Here is an 11,199-nt window from a genome sequence, read left to right on the forward strand (position 1 = left end):
CTTTGTCGCAGGTAAGGACACAGATTCTTCATGATCAAGATTGCCATCAACGGATACGGGCGCATCGGTCGCAACGTGTTGCGAGCCCTCTATGAAAGCGGGCGCGACAAGACTATCAAGATAGTCGCCATCAACGAACTGGCGGCCCCCGAGGCCATGGTGCACCTCACCCGCTTCGACACCAGCCACGGTCGCTTCGGCTATCCGGTGCAGCTCGCGGGCAACAGCATGCTGGTGGGGGAGGATCTCATCGCCCTGTTTGCCGAGCGGGATCCGGCCAGGCTGCCCTGGCGGGCGCTGGGGGTGGATGTGGTGCTGGACTGCACCGGGGTATTCGGCTCACGGGCCGATGCCGAGCTGCATCTGGGGGCGGGGGCGGGCAAGGTGCTCTTCTCCCATCCGGCGGATGCGGACGTAGATGCCACCATAGTCTACGGAGTCAACCATCAGGTGCTGACAGGGCGCGAGCGGATCGTCTCCAATGCCTCCTGTACCACCAACTGCGTGGTGCCCGTCATCGAAACATTGCATCGAGAATTCGAGATAAATTGTGGTACTATTACGACAATTCATTCGGCCATGCACGATCAGCAAGTCATCGATGCCTATCACAGCGACTTGCGTCGAACCCGGGCCGCCAGCCAGTCCATCATCCCGGTGGATACCAAGCTGGCAAAGGGGTTGGAGCGAATCCTTCCTCACTTCGCCGGCAAGTTCGAGGCGATCGCGGTACGGGTGCCGACCATCAACGTCACCGCCATGGATCTGAGCATTACTGTTCGTAAAAAAGTGACAGTTAGTGACGTAAATCAAGCCCTGCAACGGGCATCCAGAGGTACATTACAGGGTATCCTGGACTACACGGAAGAGCCGCTGGTCTCCGTAGACTTTAATCATGATGCACACTCCTGCATCATTGATGGTACCCAGACTCGGGTGAGCGATGCCAACCTCGTCAAGATGTTGATGTGGTGCGATAACGAATGGGGCTTCGCCAACCGCATGCTGGATACCACCCGGGCCATGATGGCCGCAGGCTGAGAGTCTGCACCGGGCGCAAGGTTACTGTTTTTTTAACATTACCTGAAAATATATAGAGGACTGAATATGTCTGTTATCAAGATGACCGACCTGGATCTGGCGGGTAAACGCGTTCTGATCCGTGCTGACCTGAACGTGCCGGTAAAAGACGGCAAGGTCACTTCCGATGCACGTATCGTGGCGACGCTGCCGACCATCAAGCTGGCTCTGGAAAAGGGCGCCAAGCTGATGATCACCTCCCACCTGGGTCGTCCGACCGAGGGTGAATACAACGAAGAATTCTCCCTGGCCCCGGTAGTCAACTATCTGAAAGACGCTCTGTCCTGCCCGGTCCGCCTGGCCAAGGATTACCTGGATGGCGTAGACGTCGCCGCCGGTGAGCTGGTTGTGCTGGAAAACTGCCGTTTCAACAAAGGCGAGAAGAAGAACACCGAAGAGCTGGCCAAAAAATACGCCGCCCTGTGTGACGTCTTTGTAATGGATGCATTCGGTACTGCTCACCGCGCCGAAGGGTCCACCTACGGTGTGGCCCAGTTTGCGCCGGTTGCCTGTGCTGGCCCCCTGCTGGCCGGTGAACTGGACGCCCTGGGCAAGGCTATGCTGAAGCCCGAGCGCCCCATGGTTGCCATCGTTGGCGGCTCCAAGGTCTCCACCAAGCTGACCGTGCTGGAATCCCTCTCCAAGATCGCTGACCAGCTGGTGGTCGGTGGTGGCATCGCCAACACCTTCATCGCCGCTGCCGGTCACAACGTCGGCAAGTCCCTGTGCGAGCACGACCTGATCGACACCGCCAAGAAGCTGGCTGCCGAGACCAACATCCCGGTGACCACAGACGTGGTTGTCGGTGCCGAGTTCTCCGAGTCCACCCCGGCCACCATCAAGTCCGTGAGCGATGTGACCGACGGCGACATGATCTTCGACATCGGCCCTGACTCTGCCAAGGCCCTGGCCGACATCATCATGAACGCCAAGACCATACTGTGGAACGGCCCGGTCGGCGTGTTCGAGTTCGACCAGTTCGCCGAAGGCACCAAGGTGATCGCCGAAGCCATCGCCGCTTCCCCGGCCTTCTCCATCGCTGGCGGTGGTGACACCCTGGCCGCCATCGACAAGTTCGGCATCGCCGACAAGGTCTCCTACATCTCCACCGGCGGCGGCGCCTTCCTGGAGTTCGTAGAAGGCAAGGTACTGCCGGCTGTCGCGATTCTTGAAGAACGCGCCAAAGCCTAATTGACCCGGGACGGGGGGCAAAAGCCTCCCGTTTCGTTTATCATGTGGCCGCTGTGCCGGTTCATGATGAACCCCCCATTTTTTATTAACGGCATACGAGAACAGGACGATTAAACATGTCTAAGAAAATTTTCGACTTCGTAAAACCCGGCGTGATCACTGGTGATGACGTTCAGAAAGTGTTCGCCATCGCTAAAGAGAACGGCTTCGCTCTGCCTGCCGTGAACTGCGTGGGTACCGACTCCGTCAACGCCGTGCTGGAAGCTGCCGCCAAGGTCAAAGCCCCGGTCATCGTTCAGTTCTCCAACGGTGGTGCCGTGTTCACCGCCGGCAAGGGTCTGAAGCTGGAAGGCCAGCAGGCTGCCATCATCGGTGCCATCTCCGGTGCCAAGCACGTGCACGCCGTTGCCGAAGCTTACGGTGTACCTGTCATCCTGCACACCGACCACGCCGCCAAGAAGCTGCTGCCGTGGATCGACGGTCTGCTGGAAGCGGGCGAGAAGCACTTCGCCGAGACCGGCAAGCCGCTGTTCTCCTCCCACATGCTGGATCTGTCCGAAGAGTCTCTGGAAGAGAACATCGACATCTGCTGCGAGTACCTGACCCGCATGGCCAAGATGAACATGACTCTGGAGCTGGAACTGGGTTGCACCGGTGGCGAAGAAGACGGTGTGGACAACAGCCACATGGATCAATCCGCCCTGTACACCCAGCCGGAAGACGTGGCTTACGCCTACGAGCGTCTGTCCAAGATCAGCCCGCGTTTCACCATCGCTGCCTCCTTCGGCAACGTGCACGGTGTTTACAAGCCGGGTAACGTCAAGCTGACCCCGTCCATCCTGGACGCTTCCCAGAAATACGTTTCCGAGAAGTTCGGTCTGCCTGCCAAGTCCCTGGACTTCGTGTTCCACGGTGGCTCAGGTTCCACCCTGGAAGAGATCCGCGAATCCATCTCCTACGGCGTCGTGAAGATGAACATCGACACCGACACCCAGTGGGCTACCTGGGAAGGTCTGTTGAACTTCTACAAGACCAACGAAGCCTACCTGCAAGGCCAGCTGGGCAACCCGGAAGGCGCCGACAAGCCGAACAAGAAGTTCTACGATCCGCGCGTATGGCTGCGTGCCGGTCAGACTTCCATGATCGCCCGTCTGGAGAAAGCCTTCTCCGACCTGAACGCCATCAACGTACTGTAATTCGTTACCGTATCTTGATTGCTGAAGAGGCGCCCTCTGGGGCGCCTCTTTCATTTTGGGCCCTCGGCTGGCCTCTCAAAAGGTGTCCTTCGGGACACCTTTTGCATTTCTGTGATCCTGACAGGCTGGATTGGTGACTCTGGGCTGGGTATTATCGATGACACTCCGTTTAATTTAGTAAACAAGTGCAACCAAGGCAGGATGCTGAGCATGCAGACAGGAAGACACAACGGACACCAGGAGCACGTGGCCTCCTATTACGCGGCCACCCGCAACGACCATCGGCAGTGGCCCGAGCTCAGCGGTGAGCTGGATGCCGACGTCTGCATCATAGGCGGCGGTTTCACCGGCCTCAACACCGCCATCAACCTGGCCGAGGCGGGTTACAAGGTGGTCTTGCTTGAGGCCAACCGTATCGGCTGGGGGGCGTCCGGCCGCAACGGCGGCCAGCTCATTCGCGGCATAGGTCACGACACCAGCCAGTTTGCCCGCTGGATAGGCGAGCAAGGGGTACGGGAGCTGGATCTGATGGGGCTGGAGGCGGTGCAACTGGTGCGCGAGCGGGTCGCGCGGTTCAACATCGACTGCGACCTGACCTGGGGCTACTGCGATCTCGCCACCAAGGCGCGCCACCTCAAGGGATTTGAGGAGGATGCCGAGCACTTGGCCAGCCTGGGCTACCGGCATGAAGTCAGGCTGGTGCCCAAAAGCGAGATCAAGTCGGTGGTGGGGTCGGATCGCTATATCGGCGGCATGATCGACATGGGCTCAGGCCACCTGCATCCCCTCAACCTGGCCCTCGGTGAGGCACGTGCGGCGGCCAGCCTGGGTGTCGCCCTGTTCGAGCACTCCAGGGTGACCCATATCGACTACGGCGATCGGGTCGAGGTGACCACGGCCCACGGCCGTTGCCGCGCCAGCTACCTGGTGATCGGCTGCAACGCCTACCTCAACGAGCTCAATCCCGAGCTCGGGGGCAAGGTGCTGCCGGCGGGCTCCTACATACTTGCCACCCAGGTGCTGGAGAAGCGGCTGCGCCAGCGGCTGCTGCCGCAAAACATGGCGGTGTGCGATCAGAACGTGGCGCTCGACTACTACCGCCTCTCCGCCGATGGCCGCCTGCTGTTTGGTGGGGCCTGCAACTACTCGGGGCGCGATCCCAGGGACATCAAGGCGTTTATGCTGCCCAAGCTGCTGCGGGTCTTCCCGGAGCTCGCGGGCACCGCCATCGAATTCCAGTGGGGGGGCATGATAGGCATAGGCGCCAACCGGTTGCCGCAGATCGGGCGCCTCAAGGAGCATCCCAATGTGTTCTATGCCCAGGCTTACTCGGGACACGGCCTCAATGCCACTCACATGGCTGCCAAGCTGGTGGCCGAGGCGATCAGGGGGGAGAGCCGGGGCTTCGATCTCTTCAGTCGCGTGCCCCACATGACCTTCCCCGGCGGACCGGCGCTGCGCTCCCCCTTGCTGGCACTCGGGATGCTGTGGCACAGAATGAAGGATCTGCTCTAGGGGGAGGGCCGGCGGCAGGGAGGAGGACGCTTATCCCTGCTGCGCCGGTTCTGCCAGTTGCCAGCCCTGCTCCGTCTTCATCATCCAGACCTGGCTCTCCTGCGCCAGCGCCTGGCCTGCCTCGAACTCGCCGTATTTGCGCTCCAGCTCCATCAGGGCCATCTCCTGCTGGAAGGGGCCGACCCTGTCATAGACCAGATCCTCGTCGTGCAGCACCTGCAGCTGATCCAGCCCCTGCTTGAAGTGGAGCCGGTAGCTCACCCTGACCAGGTAGACCCCCTCCATCCGCTCCTCCTTGCCGAGCACGGCGAAGTCGCTGATCTCGAACAGGTTGGCGTCGGTCTCGGCCTGCAGCCTGGCGGTGACCTGGCTCTGGATCGCCTCTTCACCTGGACCTGAGTTGCAGCCATAGAGCCAGCAGGCCAGCAGGGGGATGAACCACTTTTTCATCAAAACTCCGGACGATGCGAGACGGGAAAGGGCAAATTCTGCCATGGCGCCTGCCATATACAAGGGATGGCCAGAAAAATCAGCGCGCGGTGGAGAGGGCGGCCCGCGAGCTAAAGCAGGCCGCCATGATTCAGCGCAGCTTGTCCAGCTGGCCGAGGAACTCGGCGGGCCCCATAAAGCCGGTCACCCGCTGGCCACTCACCTCGTTGCCATCGAGATCGAAGAAGATCAGGGTCGGCAGCCCCAGCACGTTCAAGCCGTTGAGCAGATCCACATCGGCATCGTCGTTGGCGGTGACGTCAGCCTGCAACAGCACCATGTCGGCGAAGCGTGCCCGCACCTCGGGATCGCTGAAGGTCTTGTGCTCGAACTCCTTGCAGGCCACGCACCAGTCGGCGTAGAGGTCCAGCAGCACCGGCTTGCCGCGGGCGGCCTCGAGCCGGGTCTTGAGGTCATCCAGGGTCTTGATGCGGACAAACCGGGGCGCCTGGGTTTCGGTGCTGGCCTTGACGCCAGGCTCGGGCAGCAGCAGATCCTTGCCCATCACCACCAGGCCCATCATGGCCAGCAGCAGCACGAAGCCGCCGAGACTCTTGCCCACCGAGTGGGGGCGATGCTGATTGTGGTGATAGAGATAGCCGCACAGCACCAGCCCCCAGCCTAGCCAGAGCAGGGTGGCGACCTGGTCGCTCAAGAGCCGTGACAGCAGCAGGATGGGCACCGCCAGCAGCGCAAAACCAAAGAGCTGCTTGATCACATCCATCCAGGCGCCCGCCTTGGGCAGCAACTTGCCCCCCGAGGTGCCGAGCAGCAGCAGCGGCAGCCCCATGCCCAGCGACAGGGCATAGAGGGCCGCGCCACCGAGCCAGAGATCGCCGCTCTGGGCCACGTAGATAAGCGCGCCGGAGAGCGGCGCCGTGGTGCAGGGGGAGCAGACCAGGCCGGAGATCATCCCCATGATGGTGACCCCGACCACGGAGCCGCCCTGCTGGCGGTTGGAGAGGCCGGAGAGCCGGGTTTGCAGGCTGCTCGGCAGTTGCAGGCTGTAGAGCCCGAACATGGAGAGCGCCAGCAGCACGAACATCACCGAGAGGCCGATCAGCACATAGGGGTGCTGCAGCGCCGCCTGGAACTTCAGCCCCGCCGAGGCGACCACCAGCCCGAGCAGGGTGTAGGTGACCGCCATCCCCTGCACATAGACGAAGGAGAGCAGGAAGGCGCGGCGGGTGGAGAGGTGCTGACCTGCACCGGCGATGATGCCGGTCAAAATGGGGTACATGGGGAAGACGCAGGGGGTGAAGGCAAGCCCCAGCCCCAGCGCAAAGAAGGCGGCGATGCTGAGCCAGAAGCCCTGGCTGCCGAGGGCGGCCGCCAGTCTGTCCTGCTGGCTGCTGGCCGGCGCCTCGATGGCGTCAGCGGAGCCTGTCTGCCCGGCGTCGCCGGTGGCCGCGAGGGGCTGCACCGGAATCCGCTTGTCGGTGGGGGGATAGCAGAGGCCGTCGGTGCAACCCTGATAGCTTATCCTGAGGCTGGCGGCGTCCCCCACCTGGGTCAAGGTGACGGGGATCTGCAGCTCCTGATAGAAGACCCGGGTCTTGCCGAAGAAGTCATCCTCATGCTCGGTGCCTGCGGGCAGCACTGGGGGTTCGAAGGCGAGGTTGTCCCCCTTGACGCTGATGCTATGGCGATAGAGGTAGTAGCCGTCGGCGAGGCGCAGGGTCAGCAGCAGCTTGTTTCCCTGCTGTTCGCTCTCGAGGACGAAGGCCTCGTCGACTTTCAGAAACTTGGGCTGGGCGCTGGCCTGGATGCCGAGGCTGCTTAGCAGATCCTGACTGCTGGCCTGGGCGGGGGCCGCGAGCAGGCTCAGCAGGAGCAGCAGGGGGGAAAGCAGGGGTCGCAGAGTCATGAGGTCTCCTGTGTCAACCAGTCTAGGTAGGCTTGATGACCCTGGCTGGCGGGGATCGCCAGGATCTCCGGCACCTGGTAGGGGTGGTGAGCCAGGATGCACCGTTCGAGCTCGGCAAAGAGCGGCTGGCGGGATTTGATGATGAGCTGGATCTCCCGTGCCCGTTCAGTCTTCCCCTGCCAGCGATAGACGGAGGTGAGCCCTGGCAGCTGATTGATGCAGGCGGCGAGGTGCTGGTCGAGCAGTTGCTCGCAGATGAGGTCGGCACTGGCTTCATCAGGGCAGGTGCAGAGCACCAGAATGGCGTCGGTCATGGGGTACGCAGTCTCGTCAGCGGGGGCGCAAAGGCCCTCTGGAACAGCGTTTACTATACCGGGCAAAGGGGCAAATAGCACCCGGCCCGCGCCCCGCTGGCGGGATGCTCAATTAGTGATGCGCCCGAGATAGACGCTGTGAAAAGGACAGGGCAGAATGAGCGGGCTTGTTCCCACTCTACGTAAGGAAATGTATGACCCAACAGAATGAGCAGCAGAGAAACCGCATGTTGAGCCTGTTGCGTGAAGGCGAGCGCCGCATGTTGGTGCAACTGGCCGGTCTGCTGCGTACCAGTGTCGATGAAATCAATGCGGAGCTGGAAAAAGAGGAGTTGCTGTCTGCCCTGGAGCAACCCATCACGGTGGAGTACCTCAATGGCGTGGTGCAACACCATCTGTTCGAGCGTCTGCACAAGGGGGACATGGTCGCGGCCCAGCGCATGCTGAACCAGTATCAGAGCGACCTCGAGGCCATGCTGAACCAGGAAGCGGCCCAGACCGAGGCCCCTGCCGACGAGGTGAAGGCGCAAGCCTGAATACTTGCCCCTCGAGGATCCAGATCAGCACCATCATGCCAGTCGCATGATGGTGCCTCGTTTTATCCCTTCTCTTGTCACCCCGTGACCGGCCGCGCCCCCTGGCCCGGGATGGGGAACACCTTGTCATAGCTCCAGTTGTAGACGAAGGCATAGACCAGGTAGAACAGCACGAAGCCCAGATCCAGCACCAGCGCCTCCAGCAGGCCGATGTCGAGCCACCAGGACATCACCGGCAGGGCGACGATCAGCAAGCCCCCCTCGAAACCCAAGGTATGCAGCACCCGTTGCCACAGGCTCTTGTGGGTATGGCCCTGCAGGCGCAGCAGCAACTTATCCACCCCGATGTTGTAGACATAGTTCCAGACGGTGGCGACCACCGAGAAGAACAGGGCCAGGGGGCCCATGTGGTTGAGACCGACGCCGGTGACCCAGCTTGCCAGGGGGGCGGCGATCAGCAGGCCAATCAATTCGAAGCCGATGGCGTGGCGCAGGCGATCACGGGTATTACGCATGGTCTGTCTCTCTGTTTCTCTTTCCGGGTGGGTATGGCGGCCAATTTATCGCTATTTTTCGATAGGTTCACGTTGGTATCTATCGCTAAAATAGATGGATCTGGGTGCAATATCAGGGCAGGAGCAGGCGAATGACCCCTTCACTGGAACAATTCAAGGCGTTGCTGGCGGCGGCCGAGACGGGATCTTTCTCGGCGGCGGCGCGCAGCCTGGGCAAGGCGCAGTCGGTGGTGAGCACCGCCATCGCCAACCTGGAGATAGATCTCGGTCTCGAGCTGTTTGATCGCAGCGGCCGCTACCCCGTGCTGACCGAGGCGGGGGCCCGCATCAGCCAGGAGGCGGGGGTGCTGCTGGCCCAGAGCGAGCGGCTGCAGGCCATTGCCGGGGAGCTGGCCAGCGGCATAGAGTCGCGCCTCACCCTGGCCATCGACGATGACTCCCACCTGCCCTGGCTGGGTGCCCTGCTGGAGGAGTTCGCCGGTCGCTATCCGACGGTGGAGCTGGAGCTGCTGTTCCCGCTGATGGAGGATGTGACCGAGCTGCTCAAGAGCGGGCGGGCTCAGCTCGGCATCAGCTACCAGAAGGCGCACCCGGAGCGGGAGCTGGTCTCCCGCTCCCTGGGGAGCGTCGCCATGCCCCTGGTGGTCTCCCCGGATCACCCCCTGGCCCACAAGACGCCGCTGCACGAGAGCGACCTGCAAGGGGCCCGCCAGCTGATGGTGACGGGACGGCGGGAGGGCACGGAGCGCCATCGCTTCCGCCTCTCGTCCCAGGTGTGGTGGGTCGAGGGGGATCTCGGGATCCTGGAGCTGGTCAAGCTGGGGCTGGGGTGGTCTGCGGTACCCGAGTTTCTGCTGCACCGGCCGCTGGCGCGGGGTGAGCTGGTGGTACTCAAGCCGGATTTCCTTCCCCTGGCCGAGCTGGAGCTGGAGTTGCAGTGGTATCGCGCCCGCCCGCTCGGGCAGGCGGGGCGCTGGCTGAAGGAGGCCCTGCTGGCGCGGGTGCCTCGTTAGCGGACCTTAGTCGGTCAGGGAGTAGGGCAGGGGTTGCAGGGCGAGGCGGGAGCCTTCCTCCTGCTTGAGGCGGAAGCTGGCGTCGGCCTCGGTGTCCTTGGGCAGCACGGCGGTGAGCCACACCTGGCCATCCTGCTGCCAGGCGTTCAGCACCATGCCGCTGCGCCGCCAGTTGTCACCGAGCTGGATCTCCAGGGTATCACCGCTGGCCACGGGGCCACTGACCTGCCCGGCCAGCACGAAGAGGGCGCGGTTGTTGGCGCCGCGGTATTTGGCGCGGGCCACTATCTCCTGCCCCATGTAGCAGCCCTTGGTGAAGCTGATGCCGTCCAGGGCCTGCAGGTTCAGCATCTGGGGAATGTACTCACCCTGATGGACCGCCTCCAGGTGCGGGATGCCTGCCTTGATGTCCAGACCCCACCAGAGCGCTTCGTCGCCGACAGGCAGGCTCAGCGCCAGCGGCAACTCGCTTGCCAGCAGCCAGCGATCGGCTTCCACCCTGACCGCCATGCCACCCTCGACAAGGCCGGTTTCCTGAAGGCCGTATTTCGCCGCGATCCAGGCATCCGTGCCCTGACCGGCCAGGCCGACCGCCTGGCCCTGGAACTCGCCGATCTCCACCTTGGCGAACACCGCAAACTTCTTGAGTTCGGGCAGCTGGCGCGCCAGCACCGACGGCTTGGTCAGCAGCAGCAGGCTCTCATCGAGGCAGAGCAGGCGAAAATCGCTCCACAGCTTGCCCTTGGGATCGCAATGGCCGCCGAGGGTGCTCTGGCCAGGTTGCAGGGCGTTGACGTCACAGGTGACCTGGCCTTGCAGATATTTCACGCGATCATTGCCGGTGAGGCGGGTGATGGCCAGATCGGTCAGGGGAAACAGGGTTGGCTCGGCAGGAAGAACAGGGGTCGGCAGGCTCACGATGGTATTCCAGAGACAGAAAGTATGTGACCTGCATGGTAAAGACGTAAGGAATGTTTGTCAGCCGGAAAATCCAGCTGCTACCATCCCCGGGTCTTTGTAAGGAGAGTTCCATGTTGAGCCCAATTGAAAAGTCCCGCCTGAAGTGGGCCTGCCGTCGTGGCATGCTCGAGCTGGATGTGATCTTTATGCCCTTTTTCGAGCACGAGTTCGACTCCCTGAGCGAGGCCGAGCAGCAGACCTTCATCCGTCTGCTGGAGTGCGAGGATCCCGAGCTGTTCCGCTGGAGCATGGGCCACGGTGTGCCGAGCGACCCCGATTTCGCCGCCATGATCCCCCTGATCCTGGAGCGCAATCAGGCCCGTCATGATCGCCTGAGCTGATCCCCGATGCGGGTCCTGATGCCCGTCATCCCCTCCCCGCGGCAGCGCCTGCTGCTGCTTGCCCTATTTGGGCTGTTGCTCTGGCCCACCGCCAGCCTGATCCAGGGCTGGCAATGGGGGCTGTTTCTCCCCTGCTGGTTGCTGGGGCTCTGGCTGGCCTGGCGCCCCGTCACGCCAGGGCG

At 62.4% G+C, this 11,199-nt stretch carries 12 protein-coding genes; 7 read left to right on the plus strand and 5 right to left on the minus strand.

Annotated elements, in window-relative coordinates; all coding sequences use genetic code 11:
- Window positions 1-30 precede the first annotated feature (30 nt).
- From epd to AAHB08_RS19345, 4 genes are all read left to right on the plus strand, one after another.
- Window positions 31-1,041, plus strand: a complete 1,011-nt coding sequence (epd, locus tag AAHB08_RS19330; RefSeq protein ID WP_342059816.1) for an erythrose-4-phosphate dehydrogenase — start codon at window positions 31-33, stop codon at window positions 1,039-1,041.
- A 66-nt stretch (window positions 1,042-1,107) separates the two neighbouring features.
- Window positions 1,108-2,271: a phosphoglycerate kinase gene (locus AAHB08_RS19335; protein WP_202047212.1), complete on the plus strand. Its 1,164-nt coding sequence runs from the start codon at window positions 1,108-1,110 to the stop codon at window positions 2,269-2,271.
- Window positions 2,272-2,387: 116 nt separating this feature from the next.
- Window positions 2,388-3,467, plus strand: a complete 1,080-nt coding sequence (fbaA, locus tag AAHB08_RS19340) for a class II fructose-bisphosphate aldolase (RefSeq protein WP_005332814.1) — start codon at window positions 2,388-2,390, stop codon at window positions 3,465-3,467.
- 210 nt (window positions 3,468-3,677) lie between these two features.
- Entirely contained in the window at window positions 3,678-4,982 is a 1,305-nt protein-coding gene (locus tag AAHB08_RS19345) for an NAD(P)/FAD-dependent oxidoreductase (protein WP_342059817.1), read from the plus strand.
- A gap of 30 nt (window positions 4,983-5,012) precedes the next feature.
- Here the strand turns inward: AAHB08_RS19345 and AAHB08_RS19350 are convergent, their stop codons facing one another.
- The 3 genes from AAHB08_RS19350 to cutA form a co-directional block, all read right to left on the minus strand.
- Window positions 5,013-5,432 (minus strand): hypothetical protein, encoded by a 420-nt coding sequence (locus AAHB08_RS19350; protein ID WP_139434006.1) that lies wholly within the window; start codon window positions 5,430-5,432, stop codon window positions 5,013-5,015.
- A 130-nt stretch (window positions 5,433-5,562) separates the two neighbouring features.
- Window positions 5,563-7,338: a protein-disulfide reductase DsbD gene (locus tag AAHB08_RS19355; RefSeq protein ID WP_342059818.1), complete on the minus strand. Its 1,776-nt coding sequence runs from the start codon at window positions 7,336-7,338 to the stop codon at window positions 5,563-5,565.
- Window positions 7,335-7,652 carry a divalent-cation tolerance protein CutA gene (gene cutA, locus AAHB08_RS19360; RefSeq protein WP_342059819.1) on the minus strand — a complete coding sequence of 106 codons (318 nt, stop codon included), beginning with the start codon at window positions 7,650-7,652 and terminating at the stop codon, window positions 7,335-7,337. Before cutA ends, AAHB08_RS19355 begins: the two co-directional genes overlap by 4 nt.
- A gap of 194 nt (window positions 7,653-7,846) precedes the next feature.
- Here cutA and AAHB08_RS19365 point away from each other — a divergent pair, with 194 nt between their 5' ends.
- Complete coding sequence (locus AAHB08_RS19365; RefSeq protein WP_025328270.1) at window positions 7,847-8,188, plus strand: hypothetical protein; 342 nt, start codon at window positions 7,847-7,849, stop codon at window positions 8,186-8,188.
- A gap of 77 nt (window positions 8,189-8,265) precedes the next feature.
- Here the strand turns inward: AAHB08_RS19365 and AAHB08_RS19370 are convergent, their stop codons facing one another.
- Entirely contained in the window at window positions 8,266-8,703 is a 438-nt protein-coding gene (locus tag AAHB08_RS19370) for a PACE efflux transporter (RefSeq protein ID WP_319914097.1), read from the minus strand.
- Between the two features lie 131 nt (window positions 8,704-8,834).
- Between AAHB08_RS19370 and AAHB08_RS19375 the strand changes: the two genes are divergently transcribed.
- On the plus strand, window positions 8,835-9,716 hold the full coding sequence (locus tag AAHB08_RS19375) for a LysR family transcriptional regulator (protein ID WP_025328268.1): 882 nt from the start codon (window positions 8,835-8,837) through the stop codon (window positions 9,714-9,716).
- A gap of 6 nt (window positions 9,717-9,722) precedes the next feature.
- Here AAHB08_RS19375 and ygfZ read toward each other — a convergent pair whose 3' ends face one another.
- Entirely contained in the window at window positions 9,723-10,628 is a 906-nt protein-coding gene (gene ygfZ / locus AAHB08_RS19380; RefSeq protein WP_446699550.1) for a tRNA-modifying protein YgfZ, read from the minus strand.
- A 119-nt stretch (window positions 10,629-10,747) separates the two neighbouring features.
- Between ygfZ and AAHB08_RS19385 the strand changes: the two genes are divergently transcribed.
- Entirely contained in the window at window positions 10,748-11,017 is a 270-nt protein-coding gene (locus AAHB08_RS19385; protein ID WP_025328266.1) for an FAD assembly factor SdhE, read from the plus strand.
- Window positions 11,018-11,199 lie beyond the last annotated feature (182 nt).

It is taken from the genome of Aeromonas sp. OTU364, assembly GCF_038440395.1.
In the GTDB taxonomy this organism is placed as follows: domain Bacteria; phylum Pseudomonadota; class Gammaproteobacteria; order Enterobacterales; family Aeromonadaceae; genus Aeromonas.